Below are 20578 nucleotides of genomic sequence, written 5' to 3' on the forward strand. Positions count from 1 at the left end.
ATTTTTGGGTCGTAGATAGGCATGCAACTGCAAACAATTACTACAGTCATTCCCGACTGGTCGGGGGACTTACTGGCGATCGCCGTCTTTCAAACGGAAGGCACCCTCACCCTCACCGACCCCTACACGACCCTTGATCAACGCCTCAACGGTCTATTGCAGGAACTGATCAACGAAGGGGAATTTCAAGGCAAGTTCGGTACCTCCCTTCTGATGCGCCTATTGCCCAACTTCCCCATTAAAAAGCTTCTCCTTGTGGGCTTGGGGAATCGCGATGACTTTAACCTAGAGACCCTGCGCCGCACTGCTGCGACCATTGCCCGTACGGCTCGCCGTGAACGTGCAAAAACATTAGGCATGGCACTGCCCCATGAGACTTTAGAGGCGGCGGATGCTGCCCAAGCCATTGCCGAAGGAGTTCTCCTTGCCCTCCACAGTGATGTGCGTTTTAAGTCGGATCCCGAAGCTCGTAAACTCCTGCCCTATCCAGAATCCGTCAGCCTGTTGGGTGGGGAGCAAGCAGCGGCCTTGACCCGTGCCCAGCAGATTTGTGATGGGGTGATTTTGGCGCGCGAACTCGTGAATGCCCCGGCCAACGAAGTGACGCCTGTCACCCTTGCGGAAACGGCTCAGCAATTGGCGGCTACCTACGGCCTCACGGCAAAAATTTTGGAGCGCGATGAGTGTGCCGCCTTGGGTATGGGTGCCTTTTTGGGAGTGGCCCAGGCATCTGATCTACCGCCGAAATTTATTCACCTCACCTACACTCCCGCCGGAAATGTCCAGAAGAAAATTGCCCTCATTGGCAAGGGGTTAACCTTTGATTCCGGTGGCCTCAACCTCAAGACCCAAGGGGGCATTGAAACCATGAAAATGGACATGGGGGGAGCCGCAGCCGTTTTGGGAACCGCCAAGGTCATCGGTCAACTCAAACCCGCTGGCATTGAAGTTCACTTTATTATTGCTGCCACTGAAAACATGATTAGTGGCCGTGCCCTGCATCCGGGGGATATTCTCACCGCCTCCAACGGTAAGACCATCGAGGTCAACAACACCGATGCTGAAGGCCGCCTCACCCTTGCCGATGCCCTGGTCTATGCCGAAAAACTAGGCGTAGATGCCATTGTTGATTTGGCAACGCTGACCGGTGCCTGTATTGTTGCCTTAGGGGATAATATTGCCGGTCTTTGGAGCAACAATTCAGAATTGGCGCAAGCTCTGCAAAAGGCCAGCGATCGCTCCGGTGAAAAATTCTGGCAAATGCCCCTTGAAAATAAATACTTTGAGGGTATGAAGTCCCAAGTGGCCGATATGAAAAACACCGGTCCGCGATCGGCCGGATCAATTACCGCCGCCCTATTCCTTCAGCAATTTGTCGATCACACCCCTTGGGCACACCTTGACATTGCCGGTCCTGTCTGGACAGAAAAAGAGGATGGCTACAATAATCCCTGTGGGACAGGCTACCCTGTGCGCACATTGGTGGAGTGGCTATGCAGTCTCAGTCCCTAAAACTAGTTAATGTTGGTTGTGGTCAAACTTTCCATCCAGAGTGGCTTAACTTTGATGTGGCACCAGCGGTGGCGGGCGTAAAACGCTGGGATATTCGCCGAGGTTTACCTTTTAAGGAAGAAGAAGTCGATGCTGTTTACTCTTCCCACGTTCGCGAGCACCTGAGTTGCCAAGAAGCAGAAAACTTTCTACGCGATGCCTATAGAATATTGAAGCCGAATGGTGTTCTGCGGATAGTAGTTCCCGACTTAGAGCAAACCACTCGTGCCTACTTAGCTGAACTCGATGCGTTACGAGATGGCAGGCAAACAGAACCTGCCAACTATGAATGGCTTAAATTAGAGCTTTTAGATCAACTCGTTCGCCATCACAGGGGTGGCGCAATGGCGGCCTATCTCCTAAATCCAAATATTCCCAATCCTGACTTTGTCCGATCTCGCATTGGCCAAGAAGCTGAAGATTTCTTCAAGGTAGTTCAACAACCGCAAACAGCTAAGAGCTTTCTCAAAAAAATACTGAGACCACTGCGTCATCCCCGTGAGTTACTCGCGAAAATTTTAGTTTGGCCAATTCTTGGAAAACGAGGAGTGGATGCCCTTAGTGTGGGGCTGTTTCGCTTAAGTGGTGAAGCGCATCTGTGGATGTACGATGGCTACTCTCTCAAACTCTTGGTTGAAGCTTGTGGTTTTCACGACTGTCGTGTAGTCTCTGCTTTTGAGAGTTGCATTCCAGACTTTTCCCGTTACAACTTAGATGTGGTTGATGGCCAAGTGCGCAAACCCGACTCTCTGTTTATGGAAGCTACTAAGCCTGTCAGTGCTTAAAGAGTTTGACGAGACTCTCATTACATGCGATCGCCCCAGCGGTTAGTCGTCTCACCCTCACAAATCCAAGACCGACAGGTGTGGCTCACTCCTGAGCAAGTCCACTATCTCCGCCATGTCCTGCGCTTAAAAGATAACGATGTCATCTCGATTTTGGATGGCCAAGGACAGCGATGGCGGGGCACGCTTGGTGTGAATGGGCAGACTGTCGAATTATTGGAAGCTGAAAAGCAAGAGACGGAGCTCAGTGTAGAAATTATTCTCTGTCTAGCTCTACTGAAGGTGGCAAACTTTGAGCAAGTGCTGCAACAGGCAACGGAATTGGGGGTCAAGCGTATTATTCCGATTCAAACAGCGCGATCGCTCCTGCAACCCAGTGCCAATAAATACCAGCGTTGGCAGCGCATTCTCCAAGAAGCCGCCGAGCAAAGTGAGCGTCTTTATGTGCCTACCCTCAGTGATCCCCTCTCCGTTGCCGAAATGGTCAGCCTCACCCCCAAGGGCTACATTGCCAGTTTGAATGCCTCACAGCTCCTGTGGGACTGCTTGCCCCAGATGGATCTTTCCCAGCCTATTTATCTGGCGATCGGACCCGAGGGGGGATGGACAGCTTCAGAAGTGGAGCAAGTTTTGGCCGCTGGTTGGCAAGCATTTTCCTTGGGGCGACGTACCCTGAGAGCCGTCACCGCCGCGATCGCCAGCCTGACCTTAGTGAGCCATTACACTGAGAGGCACTGCGCAACGGCACAACAGCATTGACAACGCCACGGCTACCTCGATACACTAGAAGTTCGGTGAAATTAACGTAAGCAGCAATGCCCACCATCCAGCAACTGATCCGCCAAGAGCGGGAACTGTTGAAAAAGAAAACAAAATCTCCTGCCCTCAAAAGCTGCCCCCAACGGCGTGGGGTATGCACACGGGTTTATACCACAACCCCCAAAAAGCCCAATTCTGCCCTGCGCAAAGTGGCACGGGTACGTCTCACCTCTGGCTTTGAGGTCACCGCCTATATTCCGGGAATTGGCCACAACTTGCAGGAGCACTCTGTGGTCATGATTCGCGGCGGTCGGGTTAAAGATTTGCCCGGTGTGCGCTACCACATTATCCGTGGCACGTTGGATACCGCTGGCGTCAAAGACCGTAAACAAGGTCGCTCCAAGTATGGTGCCAAGCGTCCCAAACCCGGTGAGGCTGCTGCTACCGGCAAGAAGAAGTAATTTCCGTTCTCCTATCTCCTTGAGTCCACCCTTGAAATCTTAAACTTCACTAGAGCAAACAGCAAACACCTATGTCTCGTCGCACTCGCGCTCAAAAACGGCCTACTGCCCCTGATCCCGTCTATAACAACGTGCTGGTGAATATGTTAATCCAGCGGATTATGCTCAATGGCAAAAAATCCCTTGCCAGCCGCATTGTCTATGACGCGATGAAAACCGTACAGGAGCGCACCGGCGAGGATGCTCTGCAAATTTTTGAACGTGCAGTAAAAAATGCAACGCCCCTAGTGGAAGTGAAAGCCCGCCGTGTGGGGGGTGCCACCTACCAAGTGCCGATGGAAGTTCGTCCCGATCGCGGCGTCGCCTTGGCTTTGCGCTGGTTAGTGCAATTTTCCCGCAAACGAGCCGGTCGTTCGATGTCCGCCAAGCTGGCCAATGAATTGATGGATGCCGCCAACGAAACCGGCAGCACCATTCGTAAACGGGAAGAAACCCACAAAATGGCAGAAGCCAACAAGGCCTTTGCCCACTATCGCTACTAAACCGTCACACGGTTCAAGAGTTGGATACAATTATTTAAGAATTCTAACGTAATGCAACAAACAAGGAGGTAGCTGTGGCACGGACGACCCCGCTAGAGCGAGTGCGAAACATCGGGATTGCCGCTCACATTGATGCGGGTAAAACAACCACAACTGAACGTATTCTTTTCTATTCCGGTGTGGTGCACAAAATTGGCGAAGTGCACGAGGGTACCACGGTTACCGACTGGATGGAACAGGAGCGGGAGCGGGGCATCACCATTACAGCCGCCGCCATCAGCACCTCTTGGAAAGACCACCAGATCAATATTATTGACACTCCCGGCCACGTGGACTTCACGATTGAGGTGGAGCGCTCCATGCGGGTTCTCGATGGGGTGATTGCGGTATTCTGCTCCGTCGGTGGTGTGCAACCCCAGTCAGAAACCGTGTGGCGGCAAGCCGATCGCTACAGCGTCCCGCGCATCGTCTTTGTCAACAAGATGGATCGCACTGGGGCAAACTTCTACAAAGTCTATGACCAGATTCGCGATCGCCTGCGGGCAAATGCTGTGCCGATTCAGTTGCCCATTGGTGCTGAAGATCAGTTCAAAGGCATCGTTGATCTGGTGCGGATGCGCGCCAAAATCTACAAAGACGACCTTGGCAAGGAAATCGAAGACACTGAAATTCCTGCCGAGATGACTGAACTGGCGGAAGAGTATCGCACCAAGCTCATCGAGGCAGTTGCCGAAACCGATGATGCCCTCATGGAAAAATACTTTGAGGGGGAAGAACTCACAGAAGAGGAAATCCGCGCCGCCCTACGCAAAGGGACGATCGCTGGCACCATTGTGCCGATGCTCTGTGGCTCCGCCTTCAAAAATAAAGGCGTGCAATTGCTCCTTGATGCCGTGGTGGACTATCTGCCAGCGCCCATTGACATTCCAGCGATTAAAGGTCATCTGCCCGATGGCACAGAGGTAGAGCGGGCTGCCGACGATGATCAACCTCTAGCGGCATTAGCCTTCAAAATCATGTCGGATCCCTATGGCCGCCTCACCTTCGTGCGCGTTTATTCCGGTGTTCTCAAAAAAGGCAGCTATGTCCTCAATGCCACTAAGGGCAAGAAAGAGCGCATTTCTCGTTTGATTGTGCTCAAAGCCGATGAGCGGATTGAAGTAGATGAACTGCGAGCCGGCGATTTAGGAGCTGCCTTGGGTCTGAAGGAAACCTTTACGGGGGATACCCTCTGCGATGAAAGCTCGCCCGTGATTCTTGAATCGCTGTACATTCCAGAGCCAGTGATTTCCGTGGCTGTGGAACCCAAAACCAAGCAGGACATGGAAAAACTCTCCAAAGCCCTGCAAGCCCTCTCTGAGGAAGACCCCACCTTCCGCGTCAGCGTTGATCCTGAAACCAACCAAACCGTGATTGCGGGCATGGGGGAACTGCACCTCGAGATCCTTGTGGATCGGATGCAGCGGGAGTTCAAAGTGGAAGCCAATATTGGCCAACCCCAAGTGGCCTACCGCGAAACGATTCGCAAACCTGTCCGTGCCGAAGGCAAGTTTATCCGTCAAAGTGGCGGTAAAGGCCAGTATGGTCACGTTGTGATTGAAGTAGAGCCTGCCGAACCCGGTACTGGGTTTGAATTTGTCTCCAAAATTGTTGGTGGTGTCGTCCCCAAAGAGTACATTCCACCCGCTGAGCAGGGGATGAAGGAAGCCTGTGAATCGGGGATTTTGGCAGGGTACCCAGTGATTGACCTCAAGGTCACATTAGTGGATGGCTCCTACCACGAGGTTGACTCCTCAGAGATGGCCTTCAAAATTGCTGGCTCCATGGCCATTAAAGAGGCAGTAATGAAAGCCAATCCGGTGCTGCTGGAGCCAATGATGAAGGTCGAGGTCGAGGTTCCAGAAGAATTCCTTGGGACAGTGATGGGAGACCTCATTTCCCGTCGCGGTCAAATTGAGGGACAAACCGTGGAAAATGGCATTGCCAAAGTGACGGCAAAAGTCCCTCTCGAACGGATGTTTGGTTATGCCACTGACATTCGCTCGAATACCCAAGGTCGGGGAATTTTCTCGATGGAATTTAGCCATTACGAGGAAGTCCCCCGTAATGTGGCTGAGGCGATCATTGCCAAAAATAAAGGGAACGCATAGTCTATACGAGGAACAACATGGCACGCGCTAAATTTGAACGAACCAAACCCCACGTTAACATCGGTACGATTGGTCACGTTGACCACGGTAAAACCACACTGACCGCAGCCATCACCATGACATTGGCTGCCCAAGGGAAAGCCCAGGCTCGCAAATACGATGAAATTGATGCTGCCCCTGAGGAAAAAGCCCGTGGGATTACCATCAACACGGCTCACGTGGAGTATGAGACTGAAAAACGTCACTATGCCCACGTGGATTGCCCCGGCCACGCTGACTATGTGAAAAACATGATCACGGGTGCCGCCCAAATGGACGGTGCTATTCTCGTGGTGGCCGCTACTGATGGTGCGATGCCCCAAACCAAAGAGCACATTCTCTTGGCTCGTCAGGTGGGGGTGCCCAGCATTGTTGTCTTCCTGAACAAAGTGGACATGGTGGACGACGAAGAACTGCTGGAGCTGGTGGAACTGGAACTGCGGGAACTCCTCAGCGAATATGAATTCCCCGGTGACGAAGTGCCCATCATCCGTGGTTCGGGTCTAAAAGCCCTTGAAGCCATGACCGCCAACCCGAAAACCCAACGCGGTGAAAATGAGTGGGTCGATAAAATCTACGAGCTAATGGATGCCGTGGATAACTACATTCCTACCCCTGAGCGGGATGTGGATAAGCCCTTCTTGATGGCTGTAGAAGACGTGTTCTCTATCACCGGCCGGGGTACCGTGGCCACGGGTCGGATTGAGCGGGGTCGCATTAAACTCAACGAAACGGTTGAACTCGTGGGTCTGCGGGAAACTCGCACAACGACGGTCACCGGTATTGAAATGTTCAAGAAGAGCCTCGAAGAGGGGATTGCCGGTGACAACGCTGGTTTGCTCCTGCGCGGTCTGAAAAAAGAGGATGTGGAACGGGGAATGGTGATTGCCAAACCCGGCTCCATTACGCCCCACACCCAATTTGAGGGTGAAGTGTACGTGCTTACTGAAAAAGAGGGTGGCCGTAAAACCCCCTTCTTTGCTGGTTACCGTCCGCAGTTCTATGTGCGTACCACCGATGTGACCGGTACGATTACCTCCTTCACCGCTGATGATGGTAGCGCCGCTGAAATGGTGATGCCTGGTGACCGCATCAAAATGACCGTGGAACTGATCCAGCCCATTGCTATTGAGCAGGGGATGCGCTTTGCCATCCGTGAAGGTGGCCGGACGATTGGTGCGGGTGTTGTCTCCAAAATCCTGAAGTAGTTGATCTTATGGCCGCTAGCCTTTCTGTGGTGTTGGCGGCCTTTTTTGTCTGAATTTTGTCGGATTGTCTCTGAACCTTGACAAGTAAGGAAGATTCCTATGGCTGCTCTACAACAGAAAATTCGTATTCGCCTTAAGGCCTTTGATCATCGCTTGCTCGATACTTCCTGCGATCGCATTGTCGATACTGCAAAAAGAACCGGCGCTTCCCCCGTTGGCCCAATTCCCCTACCCACTCGCCGTCGAATTTACTGCGTTCTGCGATCGCCCCACGTGGACAAGGACTCACGGGAGCATTTTGAAACCCGTACCCACCGTCGCATACTCGACATTTACCAACCTTCACCGAAAACGATTGATGCCCTGATGAAGTTGGACTTGCCGGCGGGCGTAGATATTGAAGTGAAATTGTAAGCGTCGCCAAAGTTCACTACACTGAGGGGTATGACGCATACGATCATTCATCCTTCCCCCTCTGAGTCTTCTCTTCAGCCCCCTGCCATGGCCTACAGAATCAACTGCCAGCAGGGGCATACGCATCTTTTATGGGTAACGCTGCGGCTAACGGCACCGCAAACCGATGTTCTTGATCTGCACTTACCGGTGTGGACGCCCGGTTCTTACCTCGTGCGCGAATATGCGCGGCATCTTCAGGACTTTACGGTAACGGCCGCTGACGGCACTCCTCTTGATTGGTGGAAGTGTTCTAAAAATCAGTGGCAGGTGGCTTGCACCCCCGGTCAAGAACTGGAAGTGCGCTATGCCATCTATGCCCATGAACTCTCGGTACGCACAAACCACTTTGATAGCAGCCATGCCTACTTCAATCCGGCAGCGGTCTGCCTCTATGTGCCAGAATATCGCGATCAGCCCCTAACAGTAACAATTGTGGCACCGCCGGACTGGCGGGTGACGACTCCGCTTGAACCCTTTGGCGAGGATGGCTTCACCTTTTGGGCAGCAAATTACGATCTGCTGGTGGATAGCCCCTTTGAGGTGGGTACCCACCCTGTTTATGCCTTTGAGGTGGACGGTAAACCCCATGAATTGGCGGTGTGGGGCAAGGGCAATTTTGAGCCGCAGCGGGCGATCGCCGATATGCAGCGGATCATTGCCACCGAGGCAAGTCTCTTTGGCGGCCTGCCCTACGATCGCTATGTCTTTATTTTGCACCTTACCCACAAGGGCTACGGCGGTCTGGAGCATCTCAATAGCTGCTCGTTGATCTTCCATCGCTTTGGCTTTCAGCAAGCGGAGCAGTATCGCCGCTTCCTCTGTTTAGTGGCCCATGAGTTTTTCCACCTCTGGAATGTCAAGCGGATTCGACCCCAAGCCTTCGAGGTCTTTGACTACGACAGTGAGAATTACACCACCAGCCTTTGGTTTGCAGAGGGAGTGACCAGTTATTTCGATCAACTGATTCCCCTATGGGCAGAATGCTTTGATGCAGAGGCCTATCTTAAACTACTGAGCGAAAGCCTCAATCGCTACCTACATACCCCCGGTCGTTGGGTGCAATCCCTGAGTGCTGCTAGTTTTGATGCTTGGATTAAGCTCTATCGCCCCGACGAAAATGGCATCAATTCGCAGATGTCCTACTACCTCAAAGGGGAGTTGGTGGCACTGTTGCTGGATTTGCGGATTCGCCTTAATTTTAATCACCAGCGATCGCTCCTCGATGTCCTGCGGCGGTTGTGGCAGCAGTATTGCGAGACAGGTCAGGGCTATACCCCCGATGAGCTGTGGGAAACGATTGAAACCGTTGCCGATGAAAACTTGGCGGCATGGCGCGAGCAGTTCATTGAGGGAACCGTAGAACTCCCCCTTCAGGAGTGGTTGGGCAAAGTCGGGCTGGAACTAGTTCCCCAAGACGCGCTTCCCTATACGGGACTTCAGTTCAAGCAGGAACACGGCGCTCTGCAAATCAAGGCAGTGCTGCGGAACTCCCCGGCTGAACAGGCAGGCTTGGTGGCTGGGGATGAAATCATTGCCCTCAATGGGTGGCGCGTCAAGGCGGAGGACTGGTCAGAGCGATTGCGGGAATACCCAGTGGGAGAGACGATTCACTTGACATGGTTCCATGATCAGCAATTGTACTCAGGAACATTGATGTTGGGAGACCCTCAGCCCCGCTATCAGGTGCAGTGCCGTGCCGATGCCACGCCGAGTCAGCGGGCACATTTGGAGGCTTGGTTAGGAGCCACAGCGGCAAAGCTCTAGGGGAGGTGGCAGCATGCTTCAGCCCTTGATTCAGGATCGCGATCGCTTGGAACAGATCTTGCGGCAACTGCCCTTGACTCCCGGCGTTTATTTTTTCAAGGACAAGACGGATCAAATTCTCTACATTGGCAAGTCCAAACGCCTGCGATCGCGGGTGCGCTCCTATTTTCGTGAGCCAGCCCAACTGGGGCCGCGCCTTGAATTAATGGTCTATCAGGTGGCGGACATTGAATTCATCGTCACCGATACGGAAGCCGAGGCCCTTGCCCTCGAAGCCAATTTAATCAAGCAGCATCAGCCCCACTTCAACGTTCTCCTCAAGGATGACAAGAAATATCCCTACGTCTGTATTACGTGGTCAGAACCCTACCCCCGCATTTTCATTACCCGCAAACGCCAATTGGGTAATGTCGGCGATACTCGCAGTGATTCCCCCAAGGATCGCTACTATGGCCCCTATGTCGATAGCTTTCGCCTGCGCCAAACCCTTGCCCTTGTGAAGCGGCTTTTTCCGCTGCGGCAACGTCCCCGCCCCCTCTTTAAGGATCGCCCCTGTCTGAACTATGACATTGGCCGCTGTCCGGGGGTCTGCCAAGGGCTGATTTCACCGCAGGAGTATCGGCAAACGCTGCACAAGGTGGCCATGATCTTTCAGGGACGCACAGGGGAACTCGTGGCACAGCTCCAAGCACAAATGGCGCAAGCGGCGGCGGATCTGAATTTTGAACTGGCGGCACGACTACGGGATCAAATTCGTGGCCTTGAGCATTTAGGAGTGGATCAAAAGGTGTCCTTGCCGGACGATACGGTGTCACGGGATGCCATTGCCCTTGCCCTCGGCGATCGCCATGCTGCCATTCAACTCTTTCAAATTCGTGCGGGTCGCTTGGTGGGACGCTTGGCCTTCGTTGCCGATGCTCAAAGTGGCAGTGTGGGCACGATTTTGCAGCGGGTGCTTGAAGAACACTATGCCCAAGTTGAAGATGTAGAAATTCCCAGTGAAATTTTGCTGCAATATCCCCTACCTGAGGCGGATCTGCTGCGTACCTACTTGAGCGAAAAGAAAGGCCGCGCCGTCACCCTCACCGTCCCCCAGCGGCAGGCAAAAGCAGAACTCATTGCCATGGTGCAACGCAATGCAGAATTAGAATTGGCACGCATTCAACAGGCCAGCGATCGCACCCAAATGGCTCTTGAAGATTTAGCCCAACTCCTTGGCCTTGACACCCTGCCCCACCGCATTGAGGGCTACGACATTTCCCACATTCAAGGGTCTGACGCCGTGGCCTCACGGGTCGTTTTTATTGATGGCTTGCCCGCCAAGCAGCACTATCGCCACTACAACATCCGCAACCCTGAAGTAAAACTTGGCCACTCCGACGACTTTGCCAGTCTTGCCGAGATTCTCCGCCGCCGCTTTGCCCCCTATCTTGAGGGCAAGGGTGACCCTCCAGAGGCTGATGACTGGCCAGATATTGTCCTCATTGATGGCGGTAAGGGGCAACTCTCCGCCGTGGTTCAGGTGTTGGAGCCGCTCCTAGGGGATCTCACCCTCCTCAGCTTGGCCAAACAGCGGGAGGAGATTTTCCTACCCCACCACCGCCAGCCTCTGCCGACCGATCCAGAGCAACCGGGGGTGCAATTGCTACGCCGCGTCCGCGATGAGGCTCACCGCTTTGCCCTGAACTTCCACCGTCAAAAACGCGCCCAACGCCAACGGCGATCGCACCTCGACCAAATTCCCGGCTTGGGCTATCAACGCCAAAAGGAACTCTTCGCCACCTTTCGTTCCATTGACTACATCCGCATAGCCACGCCCGAACAGTTGGCGCAGGTACATGGGGTCGGCCCCCGTCTAGCGGAAAAAATTTACCGCTATTTTCATGCTGATACCGATTAGCAAAGAGCTAAGTGCTTTTCAAAAGAAGAGGGCGATCGCTTGCTATTTCAAAAGCGGGTAACGCGATTCGAACGCGCGACATCAACCTTGGCAAGGTTGCGCTCTACCACTGAGCTATACCCGCAACAGATTCTTAGCTTAAAAAATTAGGGGGCGTCTTGTCAAGCCCCAGAAATTTCAGCAACCCTCAGGACCACAAAAGCTGTGGGCGTACAACACTTCGGCATCGTAGATGTAAGCAATGCCTGCATAGTCGTTGAAAAACTCGACTGCCACCCGATCCACAATTTTTTCGGCCATTTCCCGTGTCTGGGTGAGTACCTCGAACTTGATATTGGCTTGGGTATCGGAAACGCTGGGTTGATCAGAGGAGCGCACATTGCGACTCCCTTTGCCGCCGGTTTCCATCACGGTGTAGCCAGTCGCCCCGGCCTCATCAATGATTTGGGCAATTTTTTTCAAGAGAATCTTCTCGGTCACAATCACGAGCTGCTTTGCTGGCTTGGCCATTCTGAGTACCTCCTTGAGTGAAATTGGCGCGTTTGGGTCACTAGCTGCCGCCCATGATTGCTTGGGCAAGGCCAAGGTAAAGCGGAATTCCTAGGCCAATGGCAATGGGAGTCCCGATCGCGGTGGAAGCACCAATATAGGCGGAAGGGTTAGCGGAGGGAATCCCTGCCCGTAATGTTGACGGCCCAGAAATATCGGAACTAGAGCAGGCAATCACGGCTAGAATCACTACACCTCCAAGGCTAAAGCCAGTGACATAGTGGGCAATCATTCCCAAACCAAAGGCAATCAGGCCATGAACGAGGGGTGCCACCACGGCATAGACCACATACCATTGAGCAACTTTACGCAACTCACCCAAGCGTGACCAAGCCTCCATCCCCATAACGAGCATCAACACCGAGAGTAAACCGCGAAACAGAGGGTTGTAAAAACTCTCATAGACACTGTCGGGACGGGTAAAGATGCCCAAGGCAACGCCCAGCAGCAGTGCCGAAAGGGCTGCCCCTTGCAGACTTTCTTTGACAATCGGCCAGATTCTGGCTCGTTTGCTTTGTTGACTGCGGTACTCACTGGCAGTGGTGGGATACTCACTGGTGCTCCCGGCATAACCTGTGGCGCTCCTTGCACCCGCATCGGCACCAACGGCACTGAGGGAAGCCGGCGCCTTTTTCTCCTGTTTTTTCTTGAGGTAAATGCTGGCAACGACAATGGCTGTCACCAGAGCCGGAATATCCATGAACGGATACAGTGCGGCTGCCCAAGGTTCATAGCTAATTTTCTGCGCCTCCAGAGCCGTTAGTGCTGCTGCCATGGTCGAACCACTCACATCGAACCACTTACAGCCCCAAATAAACCTGCGGTAGCGATCGCGTCCACGGTTTTGACCTTCGGAAGCTTTGCTAAGGTATAACGGCCAATAAATACAATGAGAATCCCCATCGCCACAACAAAGAGTGCTGGCAAGAGCATCTCCTGTAGGTTGGAACTGCGAATCGCAATCCCATCGCTGAGGCCGACTTTCATTAGCAACATAAAAATAATGAACTTATAGATGGCATCGGGAATCTGAAGTTGACTGCCCAGCGCTGCAATGACCATGCCCCCCAGCAAGAAGCCAAGGGTAGGCGACTGTAATTGCTTGACAAAATCTTGCAAAAACTGACCGAGAAAATCCACAGTACTATTCCTCCTTAATTATCAGGGGCTATCCATGGGGCTGTAGATGTTGAAGTTGATAGAAGACTATTTGGGCGATCGCCCTCCCTGCATCCGTTGGTCAACGGCGCAAACATAGTCTTTTATCTATTCAAGCTTTTTGATTTGCTTGCCTTACTCTATAGTAAATTCTTCAGCAACACACACATTTAATAAACATTACTTTCAAATAGATTAAATAAGCCCAGCTTATAGAGTGACCTTGGGGCGATCGCGACGCTGTCAATGGCTTCTTGGCGCGTACATGATAATCAGCGTTCCTAGGAGGGCAACCCCAGCACCGAGCAAATCAAACTTATCGGGGCGCACCTTATCAATTCCCCAACCCCAAAACAGAACCACCAGCAGGAAAATGCCACTATAGGCAGCCTGAACACGACCGAAATGCGCAGGTTGCAGCGTCGGTACCATGCCATACATAAAAAGGACGATCGCCCCCGCTAAGGCATACCCAATGCTTTTATGCTCCCGTAGCCACAGCCAGACAAGATAGGCTCCCCCCAGCTCTAGGAGGCCTGTGATCAGAAAGTAAAGTAGGGATTTTGCAACTTTCATCATCGCCGCAGTGCTTGCTATACACTGGAAACTACACTGGGCCGACGCCAGCATATGACAATTCAGTTGACGATTCGCCGCCAAGCACCCAACAAGAGCGCCTATTGGCAAACCTTTGAACTAGAGATTGATCCTTCCCTCACCATTCTTGATGCCCTCATTCAAATCAAGGGATACCACGACGGTAGCCTCAGCTTTCGCAAGAATTGTCGAAACACCATCTGCGGCAGTTGCGCGATGACCATTAATGGTCGTTCTGCCCTTGCCTGTCAACAAAGTATTCACGCCGAGTTGGCCAATAGTCCTGTGCCCAACCAAATTGCGATCGCTCCCTTGGGGAATTTGCCTGTCCTCAAAGACCTTGTCGTGGACATGAGCGATTTTTGGCAAAAACTTTCAGCCGTTAATCCTTACGTGAGTACAGCGGCACGGCAAGTGCCTGAGCGGGAGTTTCTGCAATCCCCCAGCGATCGCGCCAAACTCAATGCCTCTGGCAACTGTATTCTCTGTGGTGCCTGCTACGGTGCCTGTAATGCGGTGGAAGTGAATCCCGACTTTGTTGGCCCCCATGCCCTTGCCAAAGCAGCTCGCCTTGTGGCTGATACCCGCGATAGCGAAACTGACCAACGCCTAGACCAATACAACACTGCCACCAGTGGCGTGTGGGGCTGTACCCGTTGTTTTAATTGCAACACCGTGTGTCCCGTGGGCGTACAACCCCTCGATCGCATTAGTGAGATCAAGCAGGCCATTTTAGCCCGCTCAACAGGGGCAAGCCGCAATGAAGAGCGACCCCTCCGCCATCGGCAAGTGCTCTTGAAACTGGTGAAAGAAGGCGGCTGGGTGGATGAGCGACAATTTGGCCTCCAAGTAGTGGGCAATCGTTTTCGAGATCTCAAGGGTGTGGCAAGCCTTGCCCCCTTGGGCTGGCGGTTATTGCGACGGGGTAAGTTTCCGCTGCGATTTGCAAAGTCTGCTGGTCAAGCCCAAATTAAGGCAGTGATCACCGCCCTACAGCAGAAACAGCCGTCTTCTAAAATGTGAGTACAAAGTGAAGGCTCTATGCCAAGCTAAAGAAGTTGTTTTGCATACCTAAACACCATGAGTGAACCAACACCTGATGATTTGACCCCGCAATTTGGTTGGTCGCGCTATGCGGAGCTGATCAATGGCCGCTTTGCCATGGTTGGCTTTATTGCCCTGCTGGTGCTGGAGTGGGTCACTGGCCAAGATTTCTTTACGTGGGTGGGCTGGCGATAGGTTGTGGCGGCAACACTGCGCTTAGAGGGAGTCACGCGGCGATTTGCTCTAGGAGTGGGAATTGGTCCACTCTCTCTAACTGTGCCCGCAGGGGCGCTTTGGGTGATTGTCGGGCCTTCGGGTTGTGGTAAATCTACCCTGTTGCGGCTTATTGCTGGCCTGGAGCAGCCCACCAGTGGGGAGATCTACATTGGCGATACCTGTGTCAATGGCCTGAGTGGGCGCGATCGCGATGTGGCAATGGTCTTTCAGAACTATGCCCTCTATCCCCACATGACCGTGGCCGAAAACCTTGGCTTTGGTCTGAAAATGCGCGGTGTTGATCCGGCCACACGGCAGCAACGGATTCTTCAAGTGGCTAAGCTACTGGGGATTGAGTCCCTGCTGCAGCGCAAACCGCGTCAACTCTCCGGTGGTCAGCAACAGCGGGTGGCCTTGGGAAGGGCCTTGGCGCGATCGCCCCAAGTGTTTCTCCTCGATGAACCCCTCTCCAACCTTGATGCCCAATTGCGGGAACAAACCCGTGCTGAACTGAAACAATTACATCAACAACTGGGCATTACCACCCTCTATGTCACCCATGATCAAGTGGAGGCCATGACCCTTGGCGATCGCATTGTGGTACTGGATCGCGGTCAAATCCAGCAAATTGGCACCCCTGCTGATCTCTACGACAAACCCGCCAATACCATGGTGGCGCGATTTTTGGGCACCCCGCCGATGAATTTACTGCCCGCTCGCTGGGATGGCAGCCGCCTGTGGCTAGCGCAGCAGCCCTTGCCCTGTCCAGACACCCCCCATTGGCCGCTAAAAAGTGAACAACCCCTCACCGTGGGCATTCGCCCAGAGCATTTGTCCATCAGTGAGAAGGGCTTAAGGGCGATCGCCACCCTCGTTGAACCCCTAGGCCGCGAAGCCATTGTCCGCTGTCGCCTCATGGATAGTTCCCAAGAACTGCTGTGGTTAGCCCCTAATCACCAAATCCCTCAAATGGGTGACCCTCTCCAGTTGCAGGCTCGTCATCTTTATCTGTTTGACCCTACGAGCGGGGTGGCTCTCAATTTTGAGCCTAGCTGAAAATTCATCGGAACCCTTACCCAAGATTGGAGGGTTCGCTTAGAATACAACTAGGATTCTGTAAAATTTCGTAACTTCTGCGGCCAGCCCGTCCATGACTTCGGTAACCTCTCTTTTTTCACCTGTCGAAGCGGATCTCTGTGTACTAACGGAGAACCTGAAGGCACTGATTGGAGCACAACACGCCGTACTCTCTGCTGCCGCCGAACATCTTTTTGCTGCCAGTGGAAAGCGCATTCGACCCGCCATTGTCTTTTTGGTGTCGCGAGCCACGCTGCCCGATCAGGGGATTACTCCCCGGCACTGCCGCTTGGCAGAAATTACGGAAATGATTCATACCGCCAGTCTCTTTCACGATGATGTGGTGGATCAAGCGCAACTACGGCGCGGTGTGCCCACGGTCAACAGTGTTTTTGGCAATCGGGTGGCCATTCAAGCAGGAGACTTTCTCTTTGCCCAAGCCTCTTGGTACTTAGCGGATTTGGATAACCTGCAAGTGGTGAAGCTCCTCTCCCAAGTGATCAAAGACTTTGCTGAAGGGGAAATTCGCCAAGGCTTTAACCGCTTTGACACCAGCATTACCCTAGACGACTATCTACTGAAAACCTACTACAAGACGGCTTCCCTCATTGCCAACAGTGCCAAGGCGGCAGCGGTTCTCAGTGAAGCGCCGCCAGAAACCATCGAGGCCATGTACACCTACGGCAAAAATTTGGGTCTAGCCTTTCAAATCGTCGATGACATCCTTGACTTCACCCGCTCCACCGCAGAACTAGGGAAACCCGCTGGCTCAGATCTGCGGGATGGCAACCTAACTGCACCGGTTCTCTTTGCCCTACCCAAAGCGCCCTACTTGCATACCCTCATTGAGCGAGAGTTTAGTGAAGAAGGGGATTTGGAAACCGCCCTCAACCTAGTGCGCCAAAGTGGTGCCATTGAAGACGCCCGCAATTTAGCCAAGGAATATGCCCAAGCGGCTCTACCGGCGCTTGAAGTGCTGCCTCCGTCGGAACCGCGTCAGGCCCTCAGCCAGTTGACCGATTATGTCCTTGAGCGGCTCTATTAAGCTGCCAGCGGCAAAATTTCCAATGCCCAGCGCATAAATTTCAGGAACTGGGCGAAAAACAGAAACAAGACTTCCATGAGGGAGTCCAATAGGTATAAGTGCGGGATCAGTAATCAATCCCCTACACTAAAGACAGGGATTGCGTCCACCCGACTAGCCCACGATTGGTTTTTATTTCGGGAGTGAGTTTGTGGCAAGAGGCGTTCAACAGCGTAAATCGGTGAGTTCTACTGTGGGTGGTCGGGGAAGGCAAAAAGTATCTCAAAAAAGCAAGGGTCAGCGATCGCGCCCTTCGCCATGGCGTACCCTAGGCTGGATTGCTGCCTTTAGTGGTGTGTCCTTGGTTTCTGCCTTTGCGGGCATGACATTTGTTTTGATGTCACCCTTTCAGGGCACGAACCATCGTGGCCAACGGGATCCCTCTTGGCTGGAAATGATGACACGGGGGTTCCAGTATGGCATGAGTCGGCCAGTGAACCTCTTGGTACTGGGGGTGGATAATGTCTTGGATGCCCCTGAAGGTTCTCCGAAACGGTTCCGTGGTCGCACGGATACGATGCTGCTGGCGCGGTTTAACCCTGAAAATGGCACGATTACGGTCTTGAGTATTCCCCGTGATACCCGTGTGGAAATTCCCGGACATGGCATCGACAAAATTAATGCGGCCAATGTTTATGGAGAGGTCGATCTAACGGTGCGGGTGGTCAGCGAAATCCTCAACTATACCCCCATTGATCGCTACATTCGCATTGATACAGATGCATTTCGAGAATTGGTGGATCTGGTGGGCGGTGTCGAGGTCAACGTGCCCAAGCGGATGGTTTATACCGATCACACCCAAAAACTTTACATTGATCTTCAACCGGGGCTGCAAACCCTGAACGGGGAGCAAGCAGAGGGCTTTGTTCGCTTTCGTTACGATGAACTGGGGGATATTGGTCGTGCCCAGCGGCAGCAAATGCTGATCAAGGCGCTGCAAAAGAAACTGGCCAATCCCGTCATGCTGACCCAGGTGCCGAAAATCTACAGCGTCCTGCAAAAATATGTGGATACGGATTTAACCTTTGCCGAACTGATGGCGATCGCCCAATTTAGTTTGCGCATTGAGCCAGACAACCTGCGTTTGATTCTGCTGCCGGGACGCTTTAGTGGTGATAGCTATGAGGTCAGCTACTGGCTTCCTGACTATGACCGCATTGATCGGGTGGTTGCTGAGCACTTTAGCGATCGCCCCTCAAAGCTGGTTGACCATACGTGGCGTGAAACAGGGACGCTACGCATTGCGCTGCAAAATGCCTCCGGTAGCAGTGACGCTGCCCAAGACATGGCGGATTTCCTCGCCCACCACGGCTATACCAATGTGATCATCAGTGAAGAGTGGTATCAGCAAACCCCCGAAACAGAGATTGTGGCACAGCAAGGGGATATTGGGGCTGCGCAAATGATTCGTTCTGTCCTTGGCATGGGGCGAGTATCCGCCAACTCCACGGGGGTGCTGTCTTCGGATATTACGATTCGCATTGGCCGCGACTGGGCAGCCGTCTTGCACTAGGTGAGAGTGGCGGGCAGTTTCTTGGTCATCGCTTCGGGTTCGAGGATGCGGTCAATAATGCCGTATTCCTTGGCCATTTGCGGCGTCATATAAAGCAGCCGATCCATATCGCGGGTAATGCGTTCGGGGGGTTGACCAGTATTTTGCGCCAAAATTTCCACCATCATTGCCTTATTGGCCAGAACCTCCTTGGCACGAATTTGAATATCGGTGGCCTGTCCTTGGGCATAGCTCTTGGTTTGGTGCAGAACAATCGTGGCGTGGGGTAAACTGGCTCGATACCCCTTTGTCCCTGCTGAGAGCAACATGGCGGCCATCCCCATCGCTTGACCAATGCAGATCGTATGCACAGGGGGCTTAATGTAGCGCATGGTGTCGCAGATGGCAAAGGCTTCTGTTTCAAAGCCAATGGGTTCGCCATCGTAGCGGGAGGTTCCCGTCGAGTTAATGTAAATGCGGATGGGTTTTTCGGGATCGTCGTATTGCAGATAGAGCAGTTCCGCAATGATCAGTTCCGTAACCGCTGGCACCAAAGGCATGCCGAGATAGACGATCCGCTCCTTCAACAGCAGTGAAGGGAGATCGGGGGGTGGGGTGCGATAGTAGGCATCACCATAGTAGGCCGCTTGGGCAGCAGTAAGGGGCAACCGCATAGGACGCTCAGCAAATGACAGACTATCTGTACTCTAGCAAGGAATTGCCTTCCGGATCGGCGGGAAGCACCGCCTATAATCAAAGCAGAAATTCAATTCTTGGGTCATGAATCAACTCCTCAGTTCGCGGCTCACCTCCTCAGTGGTGGCGATCGCCATTGTCTTGCTGGTTGTCCTTTTGAATGCCGTGGTGATTATTAATCCTGGCCAAGCAGGGGTGCTGAGTATTTTGGGTAAAGCTCAGGATACTCCCCTCCTCGAGGGCATCCACTGGAAACCGCCGTTTATTGCCAGTGTGGATGTCTATGACGTAACTGTACAGAAGTTTGAAGTGCCAGCGGAAAGTGCCACCAAAGATTTGCAGGACATTACCGCCAGTTTTGCCATCAACTTTCGCCTAGACCCCATGGCCATCGTGGATGTGCGCCGCACCCAAGGGACCCTAGAAAATATCGTCGCCAAAATCATTGCTCCCCAGACCCAAGAGGCCTTCAAAATTGCTGCTGCCCGTCGCACGGCGGAGGAGGCTATTACCAAGCGGGATGAACTTAAGGAGGATTTTGATCATGCCCTTGGCGATCGCCTAGCCAAGTACCACATTCTCGTACTGGATACCAGTGTCGTTAACCTTGACTTTTCGGAGGAATTTTCCAAGGCCGTCGAGGATAAGCAAATTGCTGAGCAGCGGGCACAACGGGCGGTCTATATCGCCCAAGAGGCGGCTCAACAGGCGCAAGCGGAAATTAACCGTGCCCAAGGGAAAGCGGAAGCCCAACGCCTCCTTGCCGAAACCCTCAAAGCTCCGGGTGGCCAGTTAGTGCTGCAAAAGGAAGCGATCGAAGCATGGCGTGAAGGCGGTGCCCAAGTGCCCCAAGTGATTGTGATCAACGGCCAAGAAGGGCTACCCCCCTTTTTCCTCAATTGGACAGGGACAGCAGCAAAATAGCTGAGGGACGGTTCGATGAACTACAGGTTCAGCAGAGACTCAACAGATGAAGAGAGCGATCGCCCAAATCCCCCTAGAATTAAGAATAGCGATTTGTTCTTTATATTCCCCTAATTTCTGCCGATA

Annotated in this window: 21 protein-coding genes and 1 tRNA gene; 16 read left to right on the plus strand and 6 right to left on the minus strand. The window is 53.0% G+C overall.

What is annotated here, in order from left to right:
* Positions 1 to 21: 21 nt before the first annotated feature.
* The 10 genes from RHI63_RS11320 to uvrC all read left to right on the plus strand — a co-directional run bounded on the left by RHI63_RS11320 (position 22) and on the right by uvrC (position 11615).
* Entirely contained in the window at positions 22 to 1512 is a 1491-nt protein-coding gene (locus tag RHI63_RS11320; RefSeq protein ID WP_310821604.1) for a leucyl aminopeptidase, read from the plus strand.
* Positions 1494 to 2336 carry a methyltransferase domain-containing protein gene (locus tag RHI63_RS11325; RefSeq protein ID WP_310821606.1) on the plus strand — a complete coding sequence of 281 codons (843 nt, stop codon included), beginning with the start codon at positions 1494 to 1496 and terminating at the stop codon, positions 2334 to 2336. Before RHI63_RS11320 ends, RHI63_RS11325 begins: the two co-directional genes overlap by 19 nt.
* A 24-nt stretch (positions 2337 to 2360) precedes the next feature.
* The gene (locus RHI63_RS11330) at positions 2361 to 3095 is read left to right on the plus strand and encodes a 16S rRNA (uracil(1498)-N(3))-methyltransferase (RefSeq protein ID WP_310821607.1); all 735 of its coding nucleotides are present in this window, start codon (positions 2361 to 2363) and stop codon (positions 3093 to 3095) included.
* Between the two features lie 56 nt (positions 3096 to 3151).
* The gene (gene rpsL, locus RHI63_RS11335; protein WP_149819523.1) at positions 3152 to 3556 is read left to right on the plus strand and encodes a 30S ribosomal protein S12; all 405 of its coding nucleotides are present in this window, start codon (positions 3152 to 3154) and stop codon (positions 3554 to 3556) included.
* 71 nt (positions 3557 to 3627) lie between these two features.
* Positions 3628 to 4098, plus strand: a complete 471-nt coding sequence (gene rpsG / locus RHI63_RS11340) for a 30S ribosomal protein S7 (RefSeq protein WP_149819525.1) — start codon at positions 3628 to 3630, stop codon at positions 4096 to 4098.
* Positions 4099 to 4172: 74 nt separating this feature from the next.
* Positions 4173 to 6248, plus strand: a complete 2076-nt coding sequence (gene fusA, locus RHI63_RS11345; protein WP_149819527.1) for an elongation factor G — start codon at positions 4173 to 4175, stop codon at positions 6246 to 6248.
* A gap of 17 nt (positions 6249 to 6265) precedes the next feature.
* Positions 6266 to 7495, plus strand: coding sequence for an elongation factor Tu (tuf, locus tag RHI63_RS11350; protein WP_149819529.1), 1230 nt, complete (start codon positions 6266 to 6268; stop codon positions 7493 to 7495).
* Positions 7496 to 7594: 99 nt separating this feature from the next.
* The gene (gene rpsJ / locus RHI63_RS11355; RefSeq protein WP_149819531.1) at positions 7595 to 7909 is read left to right on the plus strand and encodes a 30S ribosomal protein S10; all 315 of its coding nucleotides are present in this window, start codon (positions 7595 to 7597) and stop codon (positions 7907 to 7909) included.
* 30 nt (positions 7910 to 7939) lie between these two features.
* A complete protein-coding gene (locus RHI63_RS11360) occupies positions 7940 to 9715 on the plus strand; it encodes a PDZ domain-containing protein (RefSeq protein ID WP_310821608.1) in 1776 nt (591 codons plus the stop codon).
* A 13-nt stretch (positions 9716 to 9728) separates the two neighbouring features.
* Positions 9729 to 11615, plus strand: a complete 1887-nt coding sequence (gene uvrC / locus RHI63_RS11365) for an excinuclease ABC subunit UvrC (RefSeq protein ID WP_310821609.1) — start codon at positions 9729 to 9731, stop codon at positions 11613 to 11615.
* Between the two features lie 52 nt (positions 11616 to 11667).
* Here uvrC and RHI63_RS11370 read toward each other — a convergent pair.
* The 5 genes from RHI63_RS11370 to RHI63_RS11385 all read right to left on the minus strand — a co-directional run bounded on the left by RHI63_RS11370 (position 11668) and on the right by RHI63_RS11385 (position 13898).
* Positions 11668 to 11739 (minus strand) — tRNA-Gly (locus RHI63_RS11370).
* A gap of 53 nt (positions 11740 to 11792) precedes the next feature.
* Positions 11793 to 12125, minus strand: a complete 333-nt coding sequence (locus RHI63_RS11375; RefSeq protein WP_206200250.1) for a P-II family nitrogen regulator — start codon at positions 12123 to 12125, stop codon at positions 11793 to 11795.
* A 40-nt stretch (positions 12126 to 12165) separates the two neighbouring features.
* Positions 12166 to 12939, minus strand: a complete 774-nt coding sequence (locus RHI63_RS11380; protein ID WP_399378070.1) for a sodium-dependent bicarbonate transport family permease — start codon at positions 12937 to 12939, stop codon at positions 12166 to 12168.
* Between the two features lie 11 nt (positions 12940 to 12950).
* A complete protein-coding gene (locus RHI63_RS13190) occupies positions 12951 to 13304 on the minus strand; it encodes a sodium-dependent bicarbonate transport family permease (protein ID WP_399364130.1) in 354 nt (117 codons plus the stop codon).
* A gap of 261 nt (positions 13305 to 13565) precedes the next feature.
* Positions 13566 to 13898, minus strand: a complete 333-nt coding sequence (locus RHI63_RS11385) for a YnfA family protein (RefSeq protein WP_206201697.1) — start codon at positions 13896 to 13898, stop codon at positions 13566 to 13568.
* A 54-nt stretch (positions 13899 to 13952) separates the two neighbouring features.
* Here RHI63_RS11385 and RHI63_RS11390 point away from each other — a divergent pair, with 54 nt between their 5' ends.
* From RHI63_RS11390 to RHI63_RS11410, 5 genes are all read left to right on the plus strand, one after another.
* Positions 13953 to 14942: a succinate dehydrogenase/fumarate reductase iron-sulfur subunit gene (locus tag RHI63_RS11390; protein ID WP_310821610.1), complete on the plus strand. Its 990-nt coding sequence runs from the start codon at positions 13953 to 13955 to the stop codon at positions 14940 to 14942.
* A gap of 57 nt (positions 14943 to 14999) precedes the next feature.
* Positions 15000 to 15158, plus strand: a complete 159-nt coding sequence (locus RHI63_RS11395; RefSeq protein WP_206200252.1) for a chlorophyll a/b-binding protein — start codon at positions 15000 to 15002, stop codon at positions 15156 to 15158.
* A 3-nt stretch (positions 15159 to 15161) separates the two neighbouring features.
* Positions 15162 to 16235: an ATP-binding cassette domain-containing protein gene (locus RHI63_RS11400; RefSeq protein WP_310821611.1), complete on the plus strand. Its 1074-nt coding sequence runs from the start codon at positions 15162 to 15164 to the stop codon at positions 16233 to 16235.
* Positions 16236 to 16329: 94 nt separating this feature from the next.
* Positions 16330 to 17301, plus strand: coding sequence for a solanesyl diphosphate synthase (gene sds / locus RHI63_RS11405; RefSeq protein WP_011057594.1), 972 nt, complete (start codon positions 16330 to 16332; stop codon positions 17299 to 17301).
* A gap of 190 nt (positions 17302 to 17491) precedes the next feature.
* A complete protein-coding gene (locus tag RHI63_RS11410) occupies positions 17492 to 18853 on the plus strand; it encodes an LCP family protein (protein ID WP_206200255.1) in 1362 nt (453 codons plus the stop codon).
* On the opposite strand, the gene RHI63_RS11415 is transcribed toward RHI63_RS11410, so the two are convergent.
* Positions 18850 to 19506, minus strand: a complete 657-nt coding sequence (locus RHI63_RS11415) for an ATP-dependent Clp protease proteolytic subunit (RefSeq protein ID WP_206200256.1) — start codon at positions 19504 to 19506, stop codon at positions 18850 to 18852. The two genes, RHI63_RS11410 and RHI63_RS11415, sit on opposite strands and share 4 nt — an antisense overlap.
* A 106-nt stretch (positions 19507 to 19612) precedes the next feature.
* Between RHI63_RS11415 and RHI63_RS11420 the strand changes: the two genes are divergently transcribed.
* Complete coding sequence (locus RHI63_RS11420) at positions 19613 to 20452, plus strand: prohibitin family protein (RefSeq protein ID WP_206200257.1); 840 nt, start codon at positions 19613 to 19615, stop codon at positions 20450 to 20452.
* Positions 20453 to 20578: the final 126 nt, after the last annotated feature.

It is taken from the genome of Thermosynechococcus sp. GLH187, from assembly GCF_031583395.1.
Taxonomy (GTDB): domain Bacteria; phylum Cyanobacteriota; class Cyanobacteriia; order Thermosynechococcales; family Thermosynechococcaceae; genus Thermosynechococcus.